The organism is Bradyrhizobium sp. (genome assembly GCF_052389815.1).
Classification (GTDB): domain Bacteria; phylum Pseudomonadota; class Alphaproteobacteria; order Rhizobiales; family Xanthobacteraceae; genus Bradyrhizobium.
The window spans coordinates 48,538-70,356 of record NZ_JBQTHN010000148.1 but is presented as its reverse complement, the minus strand read 5'-3'; the positions used below and the strand labels follow the sequence as shown (position 1 = coordinate 70,356).

The 21,819-nt window shown below is 65.5% G+C and carries 19 protein-coding genes and 1 riboswitch; of the genes, 8 read left to right on the top strand and 11 right to left on the bottom strand.

The genetic code is table 11. The features are described 5' to 3' along the window. Positions 1 to 173: 173 nt before the first annotated feature. On the bottom strand, positions 174 to 1,070 hold the full coding sequence (locus ACT4OC_RS23055; RefSeq protein WP_444841342.1) for an SDR family oxidoreductase: 897 nt from the start codon (positions 1,068 to 1,070) through the stop codon (positions 174 to 176). Positions 1,071 to 1,186: 116 nt separating this feature from the next. Next, positions 1,187 to 2,929: a gamma-glutamyltransferase gene (gene ggt, locus ACT4OC_RS23050; protein ID WP_444841341.1), complete on the bottom strand. Its 1,743-nt coding sequence runs from the start codon at positions 2,927 to 2,929 to the stop codon at positions 1,187 to 1,189. A 130-nt stretch (positions 2,930 to 3,059) separates the two neighbouring features. Here ggt and ACT4OC_RS23045 point away from each other — a divergent pair, with 130 nt between their 5' ends. Next, positions 3,060 to 4,463: an MFS transporter gene (locus tag ACT4OC_RS23045; protein WP_444841340.1), complete on the top strand. Its 1,404-nt coding sequence runs from the start codon at positions 3,060 to 3,062 to the stop codon at positions 4,461 to 4,463. Here ACT4OC_RS23045 and purH read toward each other — a convergent pair. Beyond that, positions 4,460 to 6,052, bottom strand: a complete 1,593-nt coding sequence (purH, locus tag ACT4OC_RS23040; protein WP_444841339.1) for a bifunctional phosphoribosylaminoimidazolecarboxamide formyltransferase/IMP cyclohydrolase — start codon at positions 6,050 to 6,052, stop codon at positions 4,460 to 4,462. The genes ACT4OC_RS23045 and purH overlap by 4 nt on opposite strands. Before the next feature lie 22 nt (positions 6,053 to 6,074). Beyond that, positions 6,075 to 6,155: riboswitch (ZMP/ZTP riboswitch) on the bottom strand. A gap of 402 nt (positions 6,156 to 6,557) precedes the next feature. Here purH and ACT4OC_RS23035 point away from each other — a divergent pair. The 4 genes from ACT4OC_RS23035 to ACT4OC_RS23020 all read left to right on the top strand — a co-directional run bounded on the left by ACT4OC_RS23035 (position 6,558) and on the right by ACT4OC_RS23020 (position 8,808). Continuing rightward, positions 6,558 to 6,764 (top strand): YgaP family membrane protein, encoded by a 207-nt coding sequence (locus ACT4OC_RS23035; RefSeq protein ID WP_444841338.1) that lies wholly within the window; start codon positions 6,558 to 6,560, stop codon positions 6,762 to 6,764. Between the two features lie 5 nt (positions 6,765 to 6,769). After that, positions 6,770 to 7,315, top strand: a complete 546-nt coding sequence (locus tag ACT4OC_RS23030; protein WP_444841337.1) for an RNA polymerase sigma factor — start codon at positions 6,770 to 6,772, stop codon at positions 7,313 to 7,315. Positions 7,316 to 7,592: 277 nt separating this feature from the next. Next, the gene (locus ACT4OC_RS23025) at positions 7,593 to 8,096 is read left to right on the top strand and encodes a methyltransferase family protein (protein WP_444841336.1); all 504 of its coding nucleotides are present in this window, start codon (positions 7,593 to 7,595) and stop codon (positions 8,094 to 8,096) included. 334 nt (positions 8,097 to 8,430) lie between these two features. Beyond that, the gene (locus ACT4OC_RS23020) at positions 8,431 to 8,808 is read left to right on the top strand and encodes a hypothetical protein (RefSeq protein WP_444841335.1); all 378 of its coding nucleotides are present in this window, start codon (positions 8,431 to 8,433) and stop codon (positions 8,806 to 8,808) included. Between the two features lie 330 nt (positions 8,809 to 9,138). On the opposite strand, the gene ACT4OC_RS23015 is transcribed toward ACT4OC_RS23020, so the two are convergent. Together ACT4OC_RS23015 and ACT4OC_RS23010 are read right to left on the bottom strand one after the other, a co-directional pair. Next, on the bottom strand, positions 9,139 to 10,854 hold the full coding sequence (locus tag ACT4OC_RS23015; protein ID WP_444841343.1) for a heparinase II/III family protein: 1,716 nt from the start codon (positions 10,852 to 10,854) through the stop codon (positions 9,139 to 9,141). Positions 10,855 to 11,009: 155 nt separating this feature from the next. Then, a complete protein-coding gene (locus ACT4OC_RS23010; RefSeq protein WP_444841334.1) occupies positions 11,010 to 12,356 on the bottom strand; it encodes an RsmB/NOP family class I SAM-dependent RNA methyltransferase in 1,347 nt (448 codons plus the stop codon). A 182-nt stretch (positions 12,357 to 12,538) separates the two neighbouring features. On the opposite strand from ACT4OC_RS23010, the gene ACT4OC_RS23005 reads away from it, so the two are divergent. Both ACT4OC_RS23005 and ACT4OC_RS23000 read left to right on the top strand, forming a co-directional pair. Continuing rightward, positions 12,539 to 12,742, top strand: coding sequence for a DUF1674 domain-containing protein (locus ACT4OC_RS23005; RefSeq protein ID WP_444841333.1), 204 nt, complete (start codon positions 12,539 to 12,541; stop codon positions 12,740 to 12,742). Positions 12,743 to 12,792: 50 nt separating this feature from the next. Then, entirely contained in the window at positions 12,793 to 13,371 is a 579-nt protein-coding gene (locus tag ACT4OC_RS23000) for a thermonuclease family protein (RefSeq protein ID WP_444841332.1), read from the top strand. A gap of 59 nt (positions 13,372 to 13,430) precedes the next feature. Here ACT4OC_RS23000 and ACT4OC_RS22995 read toward each other — a convergent pair whose 3' ends face one another. Both ACT4OC_RS22995 and acs read right to left on the bottom strand, forming a co-directional pair. Beyond that, entirely contained in the window at positions 13,431 to 13,946 is a 516-nt protein-coding gene (locus ACT4OC_RS22995) for a L,D-transpeptidase (RefSeq protein ID WP_444841331.1), read from the bottom strand. A 348-nt stretch (positions 13,947 to 14,294) separates the two neighbouring features. Beyond that, positions 14,295 to 16,247 (bottom strand): acetate--CoA ligase, encoded by a 1,953-nt coding sequence (acs, locus tag ACT4OC_RS22990; protein ID WP_444841330.1) that lies wholly within the window; start codon positions 16,245 to 16,247, stop codon positions 14,295 to 14,297. 379 nt (positions 16,248 to 16,626) lie between these two features. Here acs and ACT4OC_RS22985 point away from each other — a divergent pair, with 379 nt between their 5' ends. Continuing rightward, entirely contained in the window at positions 16,627 to 17,775 is a 1,149-nt protein-coding gene (locus tag ACT4OC_RS22985; RefSeq protein WP_444841329.1) for a DNA topoisomerase IB, read from the top strand. A gap of 7 nt (positions 17,776 to 17,782) precedes the next feature. On the opposite strand, the gene ACT4OC_RS22980 is transcribed toward ACT4OC_RS22985, so the two are convergent. The 4 genes from ACT4OC_RS22980 to tsaD form a co-directional block, all read right to left on the bottom strand. Beyond that, positions 17,783 to 19,117, bottom strand: coding sequence for a GGDEF domain-containing protein (locus ACT4OC_RS22980; RefSeq protein WP_444841328.1), 1,335 nt, complete (start codon positions 19,115 to 19,117; stop codon positions 17,783 to 17,785). 138 nt (positions 19,118 to 19,255) lie between these two features. Next, entirely contained in the window at positions 19,256 to 19,669 is a 414-nt protein-coding gene (locus tag ACT4OC_RS22975; RefSeq protein WP_444841327.1) for an EVE domain-containing protein, read from the bottom strand. Between the two features lies 1 nt (position 19,670). After that, positions 19,671 to 20,651 carry an NAD(P)H-dependent glycerol-3-phosphate dehydrogenase gene (locus ACT4OC_RS22970; RefSeq protein WP_444841326.1) on the bottom strand — a complete coding sequence of 327 codons (981 nt, stop codon included), beginning with the start codon at positions 20,649 to 20,651 and terminating at the stop codon, positions 19,671 to 19,673. Between the two features lies 1 nt (position 20,652). Next, positions 20,653 to 21,726, bottom strand: a complete 1,074-nt coding sequence (gene tsaD / locus ACT4OC_RS22965; RefSeq protein WP_444841325.1) for a tRNA (adenosine(37)-N6)-threonylcarbamoyltransferase complex transferase subunit TsaD — start codon at positions 21,724 to 21,726, stop codon at positions 20,653 to 20,655. Positions 21,727 to 21,819: the final 93 nt, after the last annotated feature.

Genomic DNA, 21,819 nt, shown 5'->3' with positions numbered 1-21,819 from the left:
CTCGCTATAATCTCCCATGACTCGCCCTCCTTGCGTGAGGCTCTGCCCGGCCTATCCGGGTAACCCTCGCATGCGCATCGAGGGTGAGTCGCCTCCGTTCCGCAAAGGGACATACGGTCTGAGGAGCATCGCAAAGCGATGCGTCTCGAAGGATGAAGCCATCGCCGCCGTCGCTAGCGCGAGGTCTGTGCCGCGCCGACCGAGGGCAGCGGCTGCACCGTGACGCCCGGCGGCGGCACGTCATCCTCCGGCACGAAGAAATCCGACATCAAGGGCGAGGTGCGGTCGACGCGGTAATGCTCGAAATCCCGCACGCCGCTGGCGTAGAGGACCTTGTCGTCGATGCAGAAATTGCCGGTGAATTCGCGCGATGGCTTGCTGAAGATGGCATGCGCGGCATCGCCCATGATCTCGGGCGTTCGGCTCATGCGGATCATGGCATCGCCGCCGAGCAGATTGCCGACCGCGGCGGTTGCGATCGTCGTTCGCGGCCACAGCGCGTTGACGGCGACGCCGGCGCTTCTGAGCTCGCCGGACAGGCCGAGCACGCACATGCTCATTCCGAACTTCGCCATGGTGTAGGCGGTGGAATGCTCGAACCATTTCTGCTTCATGTCGAGCGGCGGCGACAGCATCAGGATGTGCGGATTGTCCGCCTTCTTGAGATGCGGGATGCAGTATTTCGACACCATGAAGGTGCCGCGCGTATTGATGCCCATCATTAGGTCGAACCGCTTCATGTCGGTGGCTTGCGAGTTGGTGAGGCTGATGGCGCTGGCGTTGTTGACGCAGATGTCGATGCCGCCGAACTCGGCGACGGTCTTCTCGATCGCGTCCATCACTTGCGCTTCTTCCCGGATGTCGCAGACGATGGGCAGTGCTTTGCCGCCGGCGGCGCGGACCTCGTCGGCGGCGGTGTAGATGGTTCCCTTCAGCCGCGGATGCGCCTCGGCGGTTTTGGCGGCGATCGCGACATTGGCGCCGTCCCGCGCCGCCCGCAGCGCGATAGCAAGCCCGATGCCGCGGCTCGCGCCGGAGATGAACAGCGTCTTGCCTTTGAGCGATGCCATGGGGGACTCCCGTGAAGAAATGGTGGCCCGCAGGCTAACCGGTCTCGTTCGCGATGCCTAGCGGCGGCGACAAGTCCACTGGCGACGCTACTGTGCATGGGGTTGTTTTCGGTATTTTACTGCCCCGCCGCCCACGCCCCGCGCGTCCGCGGGTCGGGTGCGCCGCGCGGCCCTTTGGCGCCGACCGCGATCGAATTCGCCGAGGTCTGGCCGAGCGTATCGATCACATTGTGCCCCCTGTCCCGGAGCTCGGCCAGCACTTCGGCAGGGATGCCGCGCTCGGCGCGCACGGCGTCGGGGAGCCATTGATGATGGATGCGGGGCGCTGCGACGGCCGCGGCGATGTTCATTTTGTAGTCGATCGAGTTCACGATCACCTGCGTCACCGCGGTGATGATGCGGCTGCCGCCGGGCGTTCCCGTCACCAGCACGGGCTTGCCGTCCTTCAGCACGATGGTCGGCGACATCGAGGATAGCGGCCGCTTGCCGGGGCCGGGCAGGTTGGCCTCGAAGCCGACCAGGCCGAAGGCGTTGGCCGCGCCGGGGGCCGCGGTGAAATCGTCGAGCTCGTTGTTGAGCAGGACGCCGGTGCCTTCGGCGACGAGGCCAACGCCATAGGGGAAGTTGAGGGTGTAGGTGTTGCTCACGGCATTGCCGCGGGAATCGACCACGGAATAATGCGTGGTGTTGCTGCCTTCACGCCGCGGCTTCGCCGATGCGACCTCCGCCGCCGGCGTGGCTCGCGCGGGATCGATGCCGGCGCGCTGCCTGGCGGCGTAGTCCTTGTCGAGCAGCGTGTTGATCGGGGCGTTCACGAAGGCGGGATCGCCGAGATAGCGGGCGCGGTCGGCGTAGGCGCGCTTCATCGCCTCGATCATCAGGTGCAGCGAAGCCGCCGAACCTTGCTTCATGTCGCCGAGCGGAAAGCCCTCGAGAATGTTGAGCGTCTCCAGCAGCACCGTGCCGCCGGAGGAGGGCAACGGCATCGAGACGATGTCGTAGCCCCGATAGTTGCCGCGCACCGGCGCGCGCAGGACGGCCTGGTAGGATTTCAGATCGTCCGCGGTCATGATGCCGCCGGCATCGCGGACCGCCTTCGCAAGTTTCTCGGCGACCGGTCCTTCATAGAAGCCGCGCGGGCCCTTCGCGGCAATGGCGGCAAGGACGGAGGCGAGGTCGGCCTGCTTGAAGGTATCGCCCTCGCGCAGCGGGCTGCCGTCGGAATTTGAAAAGGCCTTGGCCGAGCCAGGCCATCGCGACATGCGCCGATACATGTCGGGCAGCGTGTCGGCGGTATCGTCGGTGACGACAAAGCCGTCACGCGCGAGTGCAATCGCCGGCGCCAGGATTTCGGCCAGGGTGAATTTGCCGGAGCCGAATTTTTCCAGCGCCAGCGCCAGCCCGGCCACGGTGCCGGGCACGCCGATGCCGAGCGCCGAGTCGCGCGACTTTGCCGGATCGGGCTTGCCATCGGACCCGAGGAAGATATCCCGCGTGATCGCCGCCGGTGCGGTCTCGCGATAATCGATGGCAACGTCCTGGCCGCGCTCGGCGGAATGAATCACCATGAAGCCGCCGCCGCCTATATTGCCGGCGCGCGGATAGGTCACGGCCAGCGCAAAGCCGGTTGCCACCGCCGCATCGACGGCATTGCCGCCGCGCCGCAGGACATCGGCGCCGACCTCGGCCGCCAGTCTCTCCTGCGCCACCACCATGCCTTGCTCGGCTGCGACAGCCTGCACCGAATCGAGCGGCGGCGGCGAATAGTGCCGGCGCTCCTGCGCCTCTGCGCGGCAAACCAGCAGCGCGAGCGCGACGATAGCGAAACTCCTGCAGATATGGGCCATGGAGAAATTCATCGCGAATCCAGCTAGCGAATCTGTCGAGCAGACATGCAACAACATGAGGCACGGCTGTCACCTGGATGCTATAGGGATTCAAACGCGGCAGGCAAAACGCCTGTTTGTGATCGAAGAGGCGACCTCGCACATGGCGGTGACGGATTTTGTGGCGGATCGCGCGGAAAAGGTGCCGGTTTATCCGCGCCGCGCCGCCGTCCTCAGCTGGATCTTCTTCGACTGGGCTGCGCAGCCCTATTTCACGCTGATCACCACGTTCGTGTTCGCGCCCTATTTCGCGAATTTCGTGGCGCCCAATCCGGTAAGCGGCCAGGCGCTGTGGGGATTCGCAGCCGCAGCCGCCGGCTTTTCCATCGCCTTGCTGTCGCCCGTGCTCGGCGCCGTTGCGGACGCGTCCGGCCGGCGCAAGCCGTGGATCGCCGGCTTCGGCGTGCTGCTGGTGATTGGCGCAAGCACGATGTGGATCGGCAAGCCCGGCGATCCCTCCATCATTCCGCCGCTGCTGCTGGCTTATGCGATCGCCACCGTCGGCGTCGAATTCGCCACCGTCTTCAACAATGCCATGATGCCCACTCTGGTGCCGCCCGACCGCATCGGCAGGCTGTCCGGCACCGGCTGGGCGACCGGCTATGCCGGCGGCATCGTCAGCCTGATCATCGTGCTGGGCTTCCTTGCCGGAAGTCCCGATTCCGGCCGCACGCTGTTCGGTCTCACCCCGCTGTTCGGGCTCGATCCGGTCACGCATGAGGGCGACCGCATCACGGGTCCCCTGACGGCGGTCTGGTTCGTCGTCTTCGTGACGCCGATGTTCCTGCTGACGCCGGATTATCCGGCGAAGCGTCCGGTGCGCCAAGCGCTGCGCGCCGGGCTGTCGGAGCTGAGAGGCACGCTCGGCGAATTGCCGAAGCACAGGTCGATGCTGCTCTTCCTGCTCGCCAACATGGTCTACACCGACGGGCTGGTTTCGCTGTTCGCCTTCGGCGGCATCTACGCGGCAGGCACCTTCGGTTGGCACACCCTGCAGATCGGCACCTTCGGCATCATCCTTGCGCTTGCCGGCACGCTGGGCGCCTGGCTCGGCGGCAAGCTCGACGACCGTCTCGGCCCGAAGCGCGTCATTGCCGGCAGCATGATGGTGCTGCTATCAGCCGTCATCGCCATCCTGCTGGTGGACAGGGATTCGATCTTCTTCATCAAGGTCGCCCCGCCGCAGCCGGGTGGCGCGCTGTTCGCCGGCGCGTCGGAGAAGGCCTATCTCGTGCTCGGCTGTCTGATCGGCGCGGCCGGCGGGCCGCTGCAGGCGGCGGCGCGTACGCTTCTGATCCGCCTCGCGCCGATGGATCGCATCGCGCAATATTTCGGGCTGTTTGCGCTCACCGGAAAGGTCACGTCCTTTGTCGGACCGCTGCTGCTCGGCGCCGTCACGGCAGCCACCGCGAGCCAGAAGGCCGGCATGTCCGTGCTGGTCTTCTTCTTCGTGACCGGGATGGTGCTGTTGATGATGGTGAAGGAGCCGCCCCGCCGTCCCAACTAATGCCGGAAATGCCGCGTGCCCGTGAATACCATGGCGATGCCGTGCTCGTCGGCGGCCTTGATCACCTCGTCGTCGCGCACGGAGCCGCCGGGCTGGATCACGGCAGTGGCGCCGGCATCGATGCAGGCCAGCATGCCGTCGGCGAACGGGAAGAACGCATCCGACGCCACGACCGAGCCCTTGGTCAGGGGTTCCGCGAGCTTCAGCTCCCTGGCGGCGTCGAGCGCCTTGCGGGCGGCGATGCGGGCGGAATCGACGCGGCTCATCTGGCCGGCGCCGATGCCGACGGTGGCGAGATCCTTGGCGTAGATGATGGTATTGGACTTGACGTGCTTGGCGACGCGGAAGGCGAATTTGAGATCGCGCAGTTCCGCTTCGGTCGGCGCCCGTTTGGTCACGACCTTCAGCGTCATGTCGTCGATTACCGCGTTGTCGCGGCTCTGCACCAGAAGGCCGCCGGCGACCGTCTTCGCCGTGACGCCGGCCGCGCGCGGATCGGGCAGGCTACCGGCGAGCAGCAGGCGCAAGTTCTTGCGCGCGGCGACGACGGCGATCGCTTCCTCCGTTGCAGCAGGCGCGATGATCACCTCGGTGAAGATCTCCGTGATGGCGCGCGCCGCCTCCGCATCGAGCACGCAGTTGACCGCGACGATGCCGCCGAACGCCGAGGTGGAGTCGCAGGCCAGCGCCTTGCGGTAGGCGCTGACGAGGTCGGCACCCTCGGCAACGCCGCAGGGATTGGCGTGCTTGACGATGACGCAGGCCGCAGTTCGATTCGGGTCGAACTCGCCGACGCACTCGTAGGCCGCGTCGGTGTCGTTGATGTTGTTGTAGGAGAGCTCCTTGCCCTGCAGCTGCTGCGCGGTGGAAACGCCCGGCCGTCTCTCTGGCGTGGCATAGAACGCCGCGTTCTGGTGCGGGTTCTCGCCGTAGCGCAGCGACTGGATCAGCCGGCCGCCGAAGGCGCGGAAGTCCGGCGCGCCGGTGCCGTTCTGGGCGGCGAACCAGTTCGAGATCGCCGCGTCATAGGCGGCGGTGCGGGCATAGGCCTTGGCCGCAAGGCGGCGACGCAGCAGCAGTGAGGTCGCGCCGTTGTTGGCGGCGAGGTCGTCGAGCACGGCCTGGTAATCCTGCGCCTCGACCACGACGGCGACGTCGTCGTGATTCTTCGCGGCGGCGCGGATCATCGCGGGGCCGCCGATGTCGATATTCTCGATGCACTCCTCGAAGCCGGCGCCCTTCTCGACGGTCGCCTCGAACGGATAAAGATTGACCACCAGCAGGTCGATCGGCGCGATGTCATGCGCCTTCATCGCGGCGGTGTGCTCCTTGTTGCCGCGGATCGCGAGCAGGGCGCCGTGCACCTTCGGGTGCAGCGTCTTGACCCTTCCGTCCATCATTTCGGGAAAGCCGGTGAGCTCGGAGACGTCCTTGACCTTGAGGCCGGCGGCGGCAATCGCCTTGGCCGTCCCTCCGGTCGAGACCAGCTCGACGCCGCGGGCGGCCAGCGCCTTGGCGAAATCGATCAGCCCGGACTTGTCGGAAACGGACAATAGAGCGCGGGCGACGCGGCGGGTCGTATCGGTCATGGGCAAGGTCCCTTGTGATGGATGCTTGTGCCCAGGCGCGCGGCGATCGATCTTGCGCTTCCCGATGGTGCTCCATCCAAAGTCGCCAGTCGCGCAAGCGCGGGCTGGTTAGCAGCTTTTGGCGCGGTTCTCAATGGCAACCGTCGCGCCAGGGCCGATGAAGGTGGGCACCTCTCGTTCGCCGTGGATGCCGCAGGCTAGAGCCCGAGAATGTGCGAGCGTCTTGCGATCTTGTGCTGCGCCCGGCGGGGCAGTTCCGATGCCGCGGTCGTCTCCATGCGCTCAGTCCCGGGACCGGCTCGACGTCCGCAACTGGCGTTGGACCCGAAGTGGTCGTCCGGGGCTCAAAGTGGCGCGCTTGACCCAAAGCGGACGTCCACGCCAGCCTGCCGAAGCTGCCACCCCCTAAGTTTATTTTTTGTGCCGCGACCCCGGCGCCGGGTTTGCGCCCTCTTGTCTGGGTGAATGCGCCATAGCGGCGCGTCAGGAACCGGAGCGCAGAACCATGTGGTATAGGAAGAACGTTGGCGGGTGGGAGCGCGCGGCTAGGCTGATCGGCGGGGGCTTGATGCTCATCTGCGGCGTGGTTGCGCTGCACGTTTCGCCGCTCGGGCTACTGCTCAGCGGCGCGGGTGTCGTGACGCTGGTCACCGGCGTGTTAGGCTATTGCCCTGCCTGCGCCATCGCCGGGCGCGAGCCACTGAAGGGGTGACTGCCTTGGCGCGCGTATCAGACGATCTCTTGCTCGCGGCACAGTCGGGTGACCGGCACGCGCTGACACAGCTATTGGTGGCGCTGCAGCCGGACATTCGACGCTACGCCCGGCGCCTTTGCTACCGCACCTCGGTCATCGAAGATGTGGTGCAAGAAGCACTCATCGTCGTGTACCGGCGCGTGGGCACGATCCGTAGTCCAGCCGCACTCGTTGGCTGGCTGCTAACCGTCATCGCACGCCTTTGCATGCTACCGGCACTGATGCTGATGCGCGGAGTCGAGGAGCTCGCCAGCCTGGAAGAGTCACGCGAGCTCGCAAAGGTCCCGCCGGACGAGTTGCGTATAGACTTGGTCAATGCGATCGAGTCGCTTTCGCCGTCCCATCGCGAAGTGCTGCTGCTGCGAGATCTGGAAGATCTGACGATTTGGGAAATTGCCGGGCGGCTCGGCGTGACGCGCGAAGCGGCCAAAAGCCGCCTGCGCCGCGCCCGCACACTGGTGCGCGAATACCTGCTCGGCGCAAAGGACAGCGGACGAGAGAGCACATGAATTACTTTCGTGGAGTCGGCATGTTCGGGAGCGCCTTCCTGGGCGCACACCTGATGCGCGGCGCAGCTGCGGCGGCGCTACTCGCTTGGGCCATCGTCCACCAGACCGCGCACCCTTGGCTATCCTTGGGCTCGGGCGTTATCGCCCTCGTCGCGTTACGCGGATGCCCGATGTGCTGGGCTGTGGGCTTGGTCGAGACGCTTTCGCAAGGCCATCGCGATTCAACAGATGCTCCTTCAATAAATAGCGCCGCCAGCGAAAGCATCAGGGGGTGACCATGCAAAGGGTCAGTGCCGTCTTTGGCTCTGCTCTATTCTTCTTGGTTGCGCCGTGTGTGCTCGCGGGGCTGATCCCGTGGTCGATGACTCGCTGGGAGTTTAGGCCGCCCTTATTCGATCTCGACGCGACGCGCGCCGTCGGGATCCTGTTGATCGTCGCCGGTCTACCCGGGCTTGTCGACTCGTTTGCACGCTTTGCGCTGCAAGGATTGGGCACGCCCGCCCCGATCGCGCCGACACAAAAGCTCGTAGTGACTGGCCTTTATCGCTACGTGCGAAATCCGATCTACATCGCGGTCGTCGCAGTCATTTTTGGTCAGGCCCTTTTGTTTGGTGACTGGCGTCTCCTCTGGTACGGCGCGCTACTCTGGCTCTTTTTTCATGTCTTTGTGGTGATGTACGAAGAACCGACGCTCAAGCAAACATTCGGCGCGGAGTACGAGAGCTTTCGGACCAATGTGCCGCGCTGGATTCCGCGGTTGACGCCATGGCGAGCCGTATAAAGGAATCGCTGCAAGCGGCTCGATACCGGCTGCAACAAACAGTGCGAGACGGCGAAGCGTTGAACGCCGACGCGAGTCCGCGCAGATGAGGTGACCGAGAAAATCGTTTGTTGCACCGCGTGAGTCCGCTGGTGGCCCTTAGCAGACGCCTCTGGCTCTTTGGCTAAGGTCGGCTTTTGACCCTTAGCGGACTTGAGGGTGCGGGCGCCATCGGCCGCATTCAGCGGGCTGCGCTAACGGACACTTAGTACTTCGGCGGCCACATTAGTCAGCACGCAGCGCGAGGGCTCGGCCGTTCGCTTCTGACCCTGATACAGATCGTGTGGATGTGAAATTGAAAACTTTTCTCAGGTGCGGATTGGTGTCGCTATGCGCCGCGGCCTTTACAGGGGTCACACTCGGCCTCGTCTGGTTCGCGATCCTGAAAATGGAGCCTGGTCTAGTAGCGCGGAAGATGAGTTTGGACGGGGCTCTCTATATTTTCCCGGCACTTATACTTGCCGAGCTCTATTGTCTTACCAACGATCTGCTCGTTTACCTATCAAACAAACATGACATTCTGCTCGATCTTGGATTATCCGAGATGCGCTTCACTTATGATCTCGATGTGCGCAACAATGCTATTCCGCTTCGGAGCAAACTTTTGGGGTTGTATCCGATCACCCTTGCGCTGTTGTTGTTTGTGTCCGCAGTAACGACTTTCAGGTCATGAATGGCTGGGACTGTCGTTGGTCCTAAATCGGCTGTTGGCCCCCAAATCGACATGGCGCGATGTCCGATTTGAGTCCGTTATTGAACGAACTGCGGAAGTGAAACCGAAATCCCGTCGCTCGGGGCGGCGCTTACAACGCCGCCGATTGTCATCCACGTCGCTGGCCGATTCGGCCCGAAGCGTCGGTCCGGCGATGCGCCGGCTACTTTGCATGGGGTTGTTTTCGAGATTTTTGGTCGGGCGCCGTGACACCCGGGTGGCGTGAGGTGTGAGCAAAGCCGGCCAGACCTTCACAGCTAACGAAGTGGCGCGCCCCCGCCGTGGAAGACTTCAGAGCGGCAATTCCGGCTCGCGGCGGGCATTGCGCCGGGCGCTGGTCTGCGCCGCCGAGGTATTGGAGCGGACGAAGCTCCAGCGGATCGAGGGGGCGTGGCGGGAATCCTGCCGGATCACGATCTGGGCGGTGCGGCGCGGCCCGTCATTGCCGGCCAGGAACACGCTGTCCTCGAGGTCGACCTTGTCGTCGATCGCCTCGAAGGTCCAGACGTCGCGGTTAGGCAGCAACAGCATGACGCCGCGCGCGTCCGACAGGCGGCTCGCCTTCACCGACGGGTGCAGATGGAAGCGCAGCGCGAAGTCGGATTCGTTGCCCTTGATCTTGCCGCCCGGCGCCGGCGAGAGCGTGTCCTCGCCGTCGAGCCGCGAGCCGTCCTCCGTCACCATCAGCACCCTGCGGTGGATCACGCCGAACTTGGAGAGATAGCCGTCATGCGATGTGGTGAGCAATTCGCCATGCGGCACCGCTTCGCGATAGCTCTCGACGTTGGCTGGACCCGAGACGATCGGCGCGCCCTGCAGCAGCTTCTTCATCGCCGAGAACTCGACGAACTGGCAGGACGAAGTGTCGTGATAGGTCAGCGTCGAATGCGCCGCGGTGCCACGCGCAAAGGCGCGCCAATTGTCGCGGCCGGTCGCCGGCATGCCGCAATTGACCACGATGCGGCTCGGGCCCGACGACATCTCGAAGGAAAGACAGCCGGCATGAGCGTCGTGGCTGACGCTCGGCGGCGGCGGCGCGCCGGTTTCCATGATCAGCGTCATGCCGCCGGTGTCGATGCGCTGATAGCCGGTATGCGGCATGTTCGCCATCGGTGCGCCATGGGTGTCGTCGTAGGCAAGCAGCGTCGCAACGAGATCGTTGGGCGCGCTGCTCATGCCGTTGAACAGCGCAAAGCTGCCGTCGCCATGGCGGAAGAAGCGCAGCATCGGCATCATGCGGTCGATGGCGTTGAGCAGCGCCGGCGGCGGGGCGATGTTTCTTGCGGCAAAGGTCTGGCGCAGCGGCAGCAGGTCGCTGAGCAGCTCGACCAGCGCGCCCGGATTGCGCGAGATGTGCCCGCCGTCGGGCAGGATCTGCCGCTGCAATTCGTCCGACAATTTTCGCGAGGCGCTGCGGATGTGCTTGGCCTGGTTGGCCAGGCACAGCGAGGCGTAGGACAGCGCGATCAGCACCTGCAGCTTCGGCACGCCGTCGCCGATGTCGATCATGGCGTAGCGCAGATAGCGGATTTCCCGCGTCAGGCCGCGGAGGTAACGCCGATAGAATTTGCCGTCGGTGTCGCCGAGCACCAGCGGCGCCTGCGACAGCAGCGAGATCACGCGGCGCGCCAGCACGTCGGCGCGGCGCTCCAGCGGGCGCTTGCGCGTCGGGTTCGACATCCAGTCGTCGACCAGCGAGCGGGCATTGGCGCGGGTCAGCGCGGTGTCGGCGGCGCGCAGGTGACGCAGCCAGCCGAAGCCGAGCAACGCGACTTCCCAGTCTTCCGAGGGCGGATCGAGGTCGAAGATCGAGCGGCCGTGACAGGTGACGATCTTGCCGGCGAACACGAAGCGTCCGGCATAGATCTCGGCGGCGCGCGTGGCGTCCGCCGTGCGCAGGTCATGCGGGGCGATGATCAGGCGGTCGGAACGCCCGGGCCACAGCCGCGACAACGCAACGGTGCCGCCGCCGGCGCGGGCCATCACGTTCCGCGCGAAGCGGCCCATGATCAGCGTCGAGATTCGTCTGCGTTGAGCGACCGACACGCCGTGCCTTGGGAGGGAGGGGATGACTTGCGATTCGTATTTAGCCGGAAACGCAGGTCCCATACCATCCTTGAAAGCGGCCGAATCAGCCGTTCAGGGCGAAATCCGCAGCAGAATCAGGCCTTAACCAGCCTGGCGGCGTAAAAACCATCCAGTCCCGCAAGACGCGGGTCGGCGTGCGGCAGGTGGCAAGGCAGGGTGCGCAGATCGCCATCGGGGGTGACGATCTCGGCAAGACCGGCGATCTCGGCTGGCGCGATCGGTGAGCGTCGCAGGCCGGCCTCGGTGGCGAGAAGCGCCGCGATGGCTGCTTCGCCTTCCTCGGGTTCCAGCGAGCAGGTGCAGTAGACCAGCGTCCCGCCCGGCTTGAGCAGCGTCACGGCCTTTTGCAGCAGCCGCTTCTGCAGCGCCGCCAGCGGTGCGATGTCGGTCTCCTGCCGCAGCCACGCCACGTCGGGATGCCGGCGGATGGTGCCGGTCGAGGTGCAGGGCGCATCGATGAGGATGCCGTCAAGGCTTTCGGGAACGGCCTGCCACTCCACGGCATCCGCAACGACCGTCTCGGCCTCGAGCGACAGCCGCGCGAGATTGTCGCGCAGCCGCGTCATCCGCGCCGGCGAACGGTCGACGGCCACCACGCGGGCGCCGGCATGCGCGAGCTGCGCGGTCTTGCCGCCGGGTGCGGCGCAGAGATCGGCGATGGACTTGTCCTTGATATCGCCGAACAGCCGCGCGGGCAGTGCGGCGGCGGCGTCCTGCACCCACCATTGGCCCTCGGCGAAGCCCGGCAGCATGGTCACCGAACCATGCAGCAGCGTGCGCACCGTTCCCGTCGGCAGCACTTCGCCGTGCATGCGCGTGGCCCATTGCGAGGCGTCCGACTTCACGGTGAGGTCGAGCGAGGGCTCATGGCAGAGGGCTGTGGCCATCGCGCGCGCGGTGGCGTCGCCGTAATGCGCGATCCAGCGCGCCAGCAGCCATGGCGGCACGTCCAGCGTTTGCGACCTGACGTCGTCCACGATGGCCTTGCCCTCGCGGGCGCAGCGGCGCAGCACGGCGTTGACGAGCCCGGCATAGCGCGCCGCGCGGCGGTCGGACTGCACCAGCCGCACCGAGAGATCGACGGCGGCGTGATCGGGCACGTCCATCCAGAGGATTTGCGCGGCTCCAATCAGAAGCGCGCTTTGCGCGCGCGGCGCGTCGGTCGGAACGCCGCGATCGAGCAGCCGCGACAGCAGATGCCCGAGCGTGCCGAGCCGGCGCAGGATGGTCGCGACCAGCCGGCGCATCAGCGCGCGGTCGCGGTCGGAGAGCGATTTCAGCGCAGGATGGGCGCTGGCGCCTTCGAGCTGGTCGTCGAGCGTGCGGTGCCGGTGTAGCACGCCGTCCAGGATGTCGGCGGCAATGCGCCGTGCCGCAAGACCGGGTACTTCGGGGGCGACGGCGAATCGTTGTGAAGGCATGGCGCGGAAATGTTCTTGCGGCTCTGTGTGACGTGATGCTTCGGCTCGCGCCATCGCAATGAAACGAAGCTGTGGCACGCGAATATGCCAAATGTAAGAATCGCAAATCAGATTTCGCGATTGTGATTCGCGCGGCGGGTGGCAGGGTTGACCGCGCCGGCCGCCGGAGGGAAATAGCTGCAATGAGCGACAACCCCGCAAAGCCCGATACCGTACGCAAACCATTGACGCCTGCGGCGCAGCGGGCGCTGGCCGAGGCCGAGGAGCGGCGCCGGCAGGCCGCGGCGAACGCGACGCCCGTGGAGAAGGAATACCAGGGTCCGAAGGGACCGGAGCCGACGCGCTACGGCGATTGGGAAAACAAAGGCATCGCGTCGGATTTTTGAAGCCGGGTAGACTCTTGTCGGGTAAGCCGACTCAGTCCAGCTTCCCTGCAATGTCCTTTCGGAGATCGAGCTCCTATCTGCGGGTCGCACGCACGGGCGCTGGCTGGAGCCGGCGTTATTCCCGCGTGCTGCCGTGGATTTTCGTGCTCTGCATCGTCCTTGGCAGCGTGCTGCCGGTCCGGCGCTGGCTGCATTGGCCTCTTCGGAACGACAGTGCGACGCAGGAGTTCGAGACGGTCTGGCGGCAGGCCGGCAACCTCAGCCGGCCTCATGCGGCGGAGGTCATCCGCACCATCGATGGCGACACGTTCGAGGCACGGGTGCGACTGCCCAGCCAGGAGGTGATGACGCGCGTGCGCCTGCGCGGCATCGATGCGCCGGAACTGAAGGGTGCATGCCCCGAGGAAATGCGGATGGCGGAAGCCGCCGCCTCCGCATTGCGCGACCTGCTGCGGCAGGGCGAGGTCGCGATCTACAACATAGGCCCGGACAAATATCAGGGCCGCGTCGTTGCCGATGTTGCAACCAGGCTCACCGGCAACGTTTCAGCGGCGCTGATCAGCGCCGGCCACGTGCGCAGCTACAATGGCGGCCACCGCAGCGGCTGGTGCGCGAACACGGCGCGGTAAAGAAAGGGAGCGGCGCTCTCGCGCAGCTCCCGGGCTCGGAACGCCTGGGAGGAGGTCGATCAGCGCGTCACGACGACCGTCGTGCCGACGGAAACGCGCTGATAGAGGTCGGTGATGTCGGCGTTCAGCATGCGGATGCAGCCGTAGGAAACGAAGCCGCCGACCGAGCCGGGCATGTTGGTGCCATGGATGGCGTATTCGCCGCCGGCCAGCGTCATCGCTGCGACGCCCATCGGATTGCGCGGCGAGCCGCCGGGGATCACGTCCGGCATGTTGGGCTTGTCGCGCTTGACGTCGCGCGGCGGCGACCAGGCCGGGTTGGTGTACTTGCCGTCGATGCGCGTGGTGCCGGCCCATTGCTTGCCGGCGCGGCCGACGCCGACCGGATAGCGCATGGCACGGCCGGAATCGAGGATCAGGTAGAGCCGGCGCTCACCGGTCTTCACGACAATGGTGCCCGGCGAATATTCGGTGCTGCGCATGCCGACCATTTCGGGGCGCGCTTCGGCGGCCGACGACATCACGATCCCTGCGCCGATGGTGACGGCAAGGGCCGCCGCAATCCTCAACGACATCGTCCTCTCCATTCCCCATTACCCCCGACGAAGGGAGTTCACCGGCAGGCCTTTGAAGGAGGCAGCCTGCCGGGCTCACGCACGCATTGTTAACCGCGTCGCTTAACCGGACGGTTTCCACGCCGGCCGGGGACCCGGTTTTGATGGGGGGAAGAAAGGAAATGTTCGAATTAAAGTAAATGACTTGAAAACAACACTTGTCCCGAAAAAGACACAGTGCGGACACGGCTGCGCGAGGTGCCTGGATTGGCTCACGAAACTGGATTGGCTCACGAAAAAGGCTCCGGATCGCTCCGGAGCCTGACTTCTGAAGTGCTGATGTGACTTTGTTGCCGCCGCAGGGGGCGGTCAGGCCGACGCGCCCCTCTTGTTCTGGCGGTTCTTGACGAGATCGTCGACCACCGCCGGATCAGCCAGGGTCGAGGTGTCGCCGAGGCTCGACGGCTCGTCCTCGGCGATCTTGCGCAGGATGCGGCGCATGATCTTGCCGGAGCGGGTCTTGGGCAGGCCGGGCGCGAATTGGATCTGGTCCGGCGAGGCGATCGGGCCGATCTCCTTGCGCACCCACGCCACCAACTCCTTGCGCAGCTCGTCGCTCGGCTGGGTGCCCGCCATCAATGTCACGTAGGCATAGATGCCCTGGCCTTTGATGTCGTGGGGATAGCCGACTACGGCGGCCTCCGAGACCATCGCGTGCGCGACCAGAGCACTTTCGACCTCGGCGGTGCCCATACGGTGGCCGGAAACGTTGATGACGTCGTCGACACGCCCGGTGATCCAGTAATAGCCGTCGGCATCGCGCCGGCAGCCGTCGCCGGTGAAGTATTTTCCCTTGTAGGTCGAGAAGTAGGTTTTCTCGAAGCGGGCGTGGTCGCCATAGACCGTGCGCATCATCCCGGGCCACGCCCGGGTGATGCAGAGATTGCCCGTGGCCTCGCCTTCGAGCACTTTGCCGTCGGCATCGACGATCTCCGGCACCACGCCGAAGAACGGCTGCGTCGCCGAGCCGGGTTTCAGCCTGGTCGCGCCGGGGAGTGGCGTAATCAGGATGCCGCCGGTTTCGGTCTGCCACCAGGTATCGACGATCGGGCAGCGGTTCTCGCCGACCACGCGATAATACCATTCCCACGCTTCCGGATTGATCGGCTCGCCGACCGTGCCGAGCAGGCGCAGGCTTTGGCGAGACGTCTTTTTCACCGGCTCGTCGCCGCCCTGCATCAGCGCGCGGATCGCGGTCGGTGCGGTGTAGAAAATGTTGACCTTGTGCTTGTCGACCACGTTCCAGAAACGGGAGTTGTCGGGATAGTTCGGCACGCCCTCGAACATCAGCGTCGTCGCGCCGTTGGCGAGCGGTCCGTACAGGATGTAGCTGTGGCCGGTGACCCAGCCGACGTCGGCGGTGCACCAGTAGATGTCACCGTCGTGGTAGTCGAAGACGTACTGGTGTGTCATCGCCGCGTAAACGAGATAGCCAGCGGTAGTGTGCAGAACGCCCTTGGGCTGTCCGGTCGAGCCGGAGGTGTAGAGGATGAACAGCGGGTCCTCGGCATGCATGTGCTCGCACGGGCATTCCGTGGTCACGACCTTGGCGGCGTCGTGGTACCAGAAGTCGCGCGATGGGCTCATGTTGACCGCGCCGCCGGTATGCCGGACCACCACGACCCAGTCGACGCCATTGGTCTTCTCGAGCGCAGCATCGACATTGGCCTTGAGCGGCACCTTGCGGCCGCCGCGCAGGCCTTCGTCGGCGGTGATGATCACCTTCGAGTCGCAGTCGTTGATGCGCTGGGCAAGGCTGTCCGGCGAGAAGCCCGCGAACACCACCGAATGGATCGCGCCAATGCGCGCGCAGGCGAGGATCGCGCACGCCACTTCGGGAATCATGGGCAGGTAGATGGTGACGCGGTCGCCCTTCTTGACGTTGCGCGTGCGCAGGATGTTCGCCATCCGGCACACTTCGTCATGCAGTTCTTTGTAGGTGATGTGCTTCGATTGTGAGGGATCGTCGCCTTCCCAGATGATCGCAGTCTGGTTGGCGCGCTTGGGGAGGTGGCGGTCGATGCAGTTGTAAGCGGCGTTCAGTACGCCGTCCTCGAACCATTTGATCGAAATATTGCCCGGCGCGAACGACCAGTTGTCGACCTTGGTGGGCGTCTTCATCCAGTCGAGACGCTTGGCCTGCTCGGCCCAGAACCCCTTGGGGTCCGAGAGCGAACGCGCATACATCTCGCGGTACTTGGCGTCGTCGATCCAGGCGCGCTTCGACCAATCTGCGGGCACATCGTAAATCTTCTCGGACATTTTCCCTCCACTCAACATTACCCGCGTCTCGCGAGCGAAAACGATCGCAAGCCGGCTTCAATTGTTGGCGCGATTATGCGTCGCCGGACCGCATCGGGACAAGCGGCGCGACCCCCGACCTTGGTTTGGCTTGCTCTCCCCGCCGGTCTTGGGCACCAGCTATGGAGGCTCGTTTGGCGTATTGAGGCAGCTCAAAATCAACGTTATCGGCCGAATGGCACCCATGAACGGTATTTAGAAACCGCTTCCTGCCGATTCGGGACTCGCAATCTCGATCGGTACCCCCTAAATGGCTGCCCCGGGGCCGGACTGCCCTCCCGGAACGAAGCCTCAACAATCGGCATTGCCGGAGAAACAGCGGAGCAAGGCGTTCAGGACGATGATGGATCAGCAGAATTTCGAGGCCCCCAGGCCCGCTTCCGCCGATTCTGCCGTCGCGCTGGCGGAGATGCTCGGCCAGCTGCCGAAAGTTTCGGTCGAAAAGCCGAAGCCGGTTGCAGCCAAGACCTCCGTCGCGGAGCTCGCCGAGCACCACGGCCTCAAGCTCGGCGACCAGAACGCGCTCACCATCCGCCGCATCAAGCGCGGCCGCGGCTATTCATTCATTCGTGCCAACGGCACCAAGGTCCGCCACGAGCCGACCATCCGGCGGCTGCATCGGATGGCGGTGCCTCCGGCCTATCGCGAAGTGCGCTATTCGGCCGACCCTAACTCGCATTTGCAGGCGGTCGGCATCGATGCCGCCGGCCGGCTGCAATACCGCTACCACGCCGATTGGGAGAAGGTGCGCGAGCAGCGCAAGGCCCATCGCCTGGCCAAGCTGGTCGGCGCGCTGCCGAAGATCCGCCGCAACGTCTCGGCGCATCTGTCGGGCGAGGCGCCGACTCGCGAGTTCGCGCTGTCGGCTGTGATCGAGCTGATCGCGCGCACCGCGATCCGGCCCGGCAACGAATCCTATGCCAAGCTCAACGGCACCCGCGGCGCCACCACGCTGCTGAAGTCCAACGTCACCCTGGAAGAGGACAGCTTCGTGCTGACCTTCAAGGCCAAGGGCGGCAAGGCCGTTCGCAAGGAATGCGACGCCGCGAAGCTCGTGCGCGCCATCGGCATTCTGCGCACGTTGCCGGGCAAGCGCATGTTTCAGTATCGCGACGCTTCCGGCACGATCCGCACCGTCTCGACCACGACGGTGAACGGCTTCCTGCGCGAGATCGCCGGCATCAAGATTTCGCTGAAGGATTTCCGCACCCTGATGGCTTCGGCCGTGGTGCTGGAATCGCTGTCGCGCATCTCGCCGGCGGCGAGCGCCCGCGGCCGCAAGAAGCAGGTGCTCGACGCGGTGCGCGCCGCGGCCGACGAACTCTCCAACACGCCGGCGATTTGCCGCAAGAGCTACGTCCACGACACCATCGTCACCGCCTTCGAGGACGGCATCCTCGAGCGCTTTGCGGCGACCATGAAGGGCTATCGCACCCAGAAGAAGCGCGAGCAGCTGCTGGCGCAAGTGGTGCTGGCCGCCGCGGCGTAGCATCCTCCTAACCCGCAGATCGGGCCGAAGCTTCGCGTCGGCCGGCAACCGGCGGCGCGGGATCCGCATCGTCCGCGGGAGCTTGCGCGTTCGACAGGAATACGACGTTCCTGCCGTTGCGCTTGGCATCGTACAGGGAATCGTCCGCCCATTTGGCGACGGTCTCCGGCGCGATGCCTTGCCGGGCGAACGCGATGCCCAGGCTGATCGTGACGAGGTCGTCGGAACCGGCGGCACGCTTGATTCCTGGATTGACGATGCCGAGCGCTTCCACGGTGTTGCGGATGCGTTCGGCGATCGTCCAGGCGAGATCCGGCGAGGCATGGGTGAGAACCACCAGGAATTCCTCGCCGCCATAGCGGAACACGGCGTCTTCGCCCATCCGCACCGAATGCTCGATCGCCTTGGCGACACGCTTGATGCAGTCGTCGCCGGCGGCGTGGCCGGCGGTGTCGTTCAGCTGCTTGAAGCGGTCGATATCGGCCATGATGAAGGCGATGCTGGCCTTCGCGATGTCGGGATTGCGCCACAGCCGGTCGATCAGATCGGTGGCGGAGCGGCGATTGCCGAGCCCGGTGAGTGGGTCGCGCGTCGCCAATATCTCGAGCTGATGATTGGCTTCCTTCAGCGCGTCGCTGCGATACCGGTTGCGCACGGCCAGCAGGAAGGCCTTCTTGCCGAGGATCGACTGGGTCTTCCGCGCAATCGTCGCCGCATACATTCCGATCGCATAGAAGATCGACGTTCCCAGCGCTTCGTTGAAGCTCACCGCGGGATTGAGGACGTCGAAACCGAAGAAAATCGCCATGGCGCAGATCATCAGCGACAGCGACCAGATGTATTCGACATTGAACACCACGATCGCGATCGCGTTGGCGTAGAGGATGCAGATGAGGAAGCGCTCATAGCTGGCGCCGCCGGCGGCCGCGGCGAGGAAGCCGTAGGCGATCATGACGCAGCTCATCAGCAGCACCAGCGACAGCCCCTCGACGACGGCGCTGCGCGGCTTGCGCCAGACCAGCCAGGCGCAGGCGTGCAGTGCCGGGACGATAAGCCCGCTGGTGGCGACGGTGAGCCAAAGCAATTCCGGGGCGAGCAGGAGGCTCACCGGCACGAACATCATGCTGATGAGGGCAACCCAGACCATCCAGGCACGGGCGATCTTGCTGCGCTGTGGCCAGTCCTTCTGGCGATAGGCACGCATCATCTCGGGCGAGAAGCGAATGTCGCGCGTGCGGCCTGACAGCAGCCGCTCGGTCTCGGCTTCAAGCGCAGGCGTGATCGCCACGCCGACCATGTCGTCGAGTGGTACAGCGTTCAGGCTACCGGCGGCCGGTCTCAAGGCTTTCGCACTCCCTTCTCCCGCTCGTTGCGGTAGAGGAGTAAGCCCGAAATGCTAAATTTCCCCTGCGGCTAGGGGCCGGGACCTTACGGAGCCGGAACCGTCCACCCGCGGAGATGACGGCTGTTTAATGCCGAGTTAAAGCCCGCCCATCTTGCAGACCAGCTTCCATTCCTCCGGCGTCACCGGCTGCACCGACAGCCGCGAGTATTTCACCAGCGCCATGGCGGCGAGCTTCTTTTCCGCCTTGATCGCGGCCATGGTCACGGGCTTGGGCAGCGGCTTGTCGGCCTTGATGTCGACGCAGACGAATTTTCCGGTCTTGTCGGAGGGATCGGGATAGGCCTCCTTGATCACCTCGGCGATCCCCACGATGTCCTTGCCCTCGTTGGAATGATAGAAGAACGCCTTGTCGCCCTTCTTCATGTTCACGAGGTTCTGCCGCGCGGTGAAATTGCGCACGCCGGTCCAGGCTTCGCCCTTCGCGCCCCTGGCGACCTGCTGGTCCCACGACCAGGTCGACGGTTCCGATTTCACCAGCCAGTACGCCATGTCATTCCTCCGCCTTGAACGGCCGCGTCAGCAGGCCTTCGATCGCGGCGTCGATGGTGATCTTGCCGGCCAGGATCGCGGCCACCGCATTTGATACCGGCATATCGACGGCTTGCGAAGCGGCAAGTTCCGCCAGCACCGGCGCGGTGAACTGGCCCTCGGCGAGCTTGCCTGTCGGCGGCGCCTCGCCACGGCCGAGTGCGATGCCGAGTGCAAAGTTGCGCGATTGTGGGCTCGAGCAGGTCAGGATGAGATCGCCGAGTCCGGACAAGCCCACCAGCGTTTCCGCGCGCGCGCCGCAGGCGCGGCCGAGGCGCGCAAGTTCGCTGAAGCCGCGCGTGGTCAGCGCCGCCTGGGCGGAAGCACCCAGCCTGCGGCCGACGGCGATGCCGGCCGCGATCGCCAGCACGTTCTTGGCCGCGCCGCCGATCTCGACGCCGCGAATATCCGTGGTGTGATAGGGGCGGAAAGTCGAAGAGCCCAGCGCCTGAACCAGCGCTGCCGCAAGCGCCTCGTCCTTCGCCGCCAGCGTGACCGCCGTCGGCAATCCGCGTGCGACATCGTCGGCGAAGCTCGGGCCGGAGAGAATGGCCGGAACGGCATTCGGCGCCGCTTCCGCGATCACCTCGGTCATGAATTTGTGCGTGCCGCGCTCGATGCCTTTTGCGGTTGCAACCACCGGCGTCGATGGCTTCAAATGCGCGGCGATGGCGCCCACCGCTTCGCGCAGGTTCTGCGCGGGCGTCGCGATCAGGACGACATCGGCGCGTGCCGCGCGCGCGATATCGCCGGTGATGTCGATGCCGGCTTCGAGCCGGATGCCGGGCAGGCGCAGATTCTCATGCGTCGCCTTCATCCGCGCCACACTCGCGGCGCTCCGGGCATAGAGCGTCACGCTGCGGCCGGCGCGCGCGGCGACGCCGGCGAGCGCCGTGCCCCACGCGCCGGCGCCGATCACCGCGACTGAGTTCAATTCCGCCATCTCAATAACCCGCGCGGCTGTTGGCGTAGCCGGCCGGCGCTTTCGCATTGGCGTCGAGCAGCCAGCGCGCGCGGGGCGGGGCTTCCATGCTGTCGGTGAGGCCGAGCGCCATCCGCTCGGCGCCGGCCCAGGCAATCATCGCGCCGTTGTCGGTGCACAGCGCGGGCGGCGGAATGATCAGCGTGGTCTCGGCCCTGGCGGCGACATCCTGCAACGCGCCGCGGATCGCCTGGTTGGCGGCGACGCCGCCGGCCGCGACCAGCGCCCGCGGCGGGCCGAATCGCTCGCGGAACAACTTCAAGCCCACGGTCAATCGATCGGCGGTGGACTCGAGCACCGCGGCCTGAAAGCTGGCGCAGAGATCGCTGACATCCTGCGGCTCCAGCGGCGTGATGCGGCTCGCTTCGTTGCGCACGGCCGTCTTCAGGCCCGACAGCGAAAAGTTCGCGTCCGCCCGACCCAGCATCGGCCGCGGGAAGGCGAACCGCTTCGCATCGCCCGCGCCCGCCGCGATCTCGACCTGCGGGCCGCCCGGATAGGGCAGCGACAGCATCTTGGCAACCTTGTCGAAAGCTTCGCCCATGGCGTCGTCAACGGTGGTGCCGAGCCGCACATAATTGCCGACGCCGACCACGGCGACGATCTGGGTGTGGCCGCCGGAAGCGAGGAACAGGCAATAGGGAAAGGCGAGCGCGCAAGTCAGCCGCGGCGTCAGCGCATGCGCCTCGAGATGGTTGACCGCGATCAGCGGCGTATCGTGCACCATCGCGATCGCCTTGGCGGTGGTCAGCCCGACGATGACGCCGCCGATCAGGCCGGGGCCGGCCGCCGCCGCCACCGCCGAAAGCTGCGCATAGGAAATTCCGGCGTCCTTCATGGCGCGGTCGATGATCCCGTCGAGCAGGTCGACATGGGCGCGCGCGGCGATCTCCGGCACCACGCCGCCGAAGCGGGCGTGCTCGTCGGTCTGCGAGCGCACTATGTTGGAAAGAATCTTGCCGCTGCCGTCGCTCTGGCGCTCGACCACGGCCGCGGCAGTTTCGTCGCAGGTGGTCTCGATCCCCAGTACCAGCATCGGTGCGTCGTTAGTCAATGTGATCCCTTGCATGATCTGTCAAAGAGGCGTTTTGCTGCTTCGGTAGCATTGCGAGGTCGCTGCGTGCAATCG

What these genes read in the sequence shown, in the direction of transcription:
- ACT4OC_RS23055 (WP_444841342.1), bottom strand. Translation starts at nt 1,070, where the DNA reads ATGGCATCGCTCAAAGGCAAGACGCTGTTCATCTCCGGCGCGAGCCGC.
- ggt (WP_444841341.1), bottom strand. Translation starts at nt 2,929, where the DNA reads ATGAATTTCTCCATGGCCCATATCTGCAGGAGTTTCGCTATCGTCGCG.
- ACT4OC_RS23045 (WP_444841340.1), top strand. Translation starts at nt 3,060, where the DNA reads ATGGCGGTGACGGATTTTGTGGCGGATCGCGCGGAAAAGGTGCCGGTT.
- purH (WP_444841339.1), bottom strand. Translation starts at nt 6,052, where the DNA reads ATGACCGATACGACCCGCCGCGTCGCCCGCGCTCTATTGTCCGTTTCC.
- ACT4OC_RS23035 (WP_444841338.1), top strand. Translation starts at nt 6,558, where the DNA reads ATGTGGTATAGGAAGAACGTTGGCGGGTGGGAGCGCGCGGCTAGGCTG.
- ACT4OC_RS23025 (WP_444841336.1), top strand. Translation starts at nt 7,593, where the DNA reads ATGCAAAGGGTCAGTGCCGTCTTTGGCTCTGCTCTATTCTTCTTGGTT.
- ACT4OC_RS23015 (WP_444841343.1), bottom strand. Translation starts at nt 10,854, where the DNA reads ATGGGCCGCTTCGCGCGGAACGTGATGGCCCGCGCCGGCGGCGGCACC.
- ACT4OC_RS23010 (WP_444841334.1), bottom strand. Translation starts at nt 12,356, where the DNA reads ATGCCTTCACAACGATTCGCCGTCGCCCCCGAAGTACCCGGTCTTGCG.
- ACT4OC_RS23005 (WP_444841333.1), top strand. Translation starts at nt 12,539, where the DNA reads ATGAGCGACAACCCCGCAAAGCCCGATACCGTACGCAAACCATTGACG.
- ACT4OC_RS23000 (WP_444841332.1), top strand. Translation starts at nt 12,793, where the DNA reads ATGTCCTTTCGGAGATCGAGCTCCTATCTGCGGGTCGCACGCACGGGC.
- ACT4OC_RS22995 (WP_444841331.1), bottom strand. Translation starts at nt 13,946, where the DNA reads ATGTCGTTGAGGATTGCGGCGGCCCTTGCCGTCACCATCGGCGCAGGG.
- acs (WP_444841330.1), bottom strand. Translation starts at nt 16,247, where the DNA reads ATGTCCGAGAAGATTTACGATGTGCCCGCAGATTGGTCGAAGCGCGCC.
- ACT4OC_RS22985 (WP_444841329.1), top strand. Translation starts at nt 16,627, where the DNA reads ATGATGGATCAGCAGAATTTCGAGGCCCCCAGGCCCGCTTCCGCCGAT.
- ACT4OC_RS22975 (WP_444841327.1), bottom strand. Translation starts at nt 19,669, where the DNA reads ATGGCGTACTGGCTGGTGAAATCGGAACCGTCGACCTGGTCGTGGGAC.
- ACT4OC_RS22970 (WP_444841326.1), bottom strand. Translation starts at nt 20,651, where the DNA reads ATGGCGGAATTGAACTCAGTCGCGGTGATCGGCGCCGGCGCGTGGGGC.
- tsaD (WP_444841325.1), bottom strand. Translation starts at nt 21,726, where the DNA reads ATGCTGGTACTGGGGATCGAGACCACCTGCGACGAAACTGCCGCGGCC.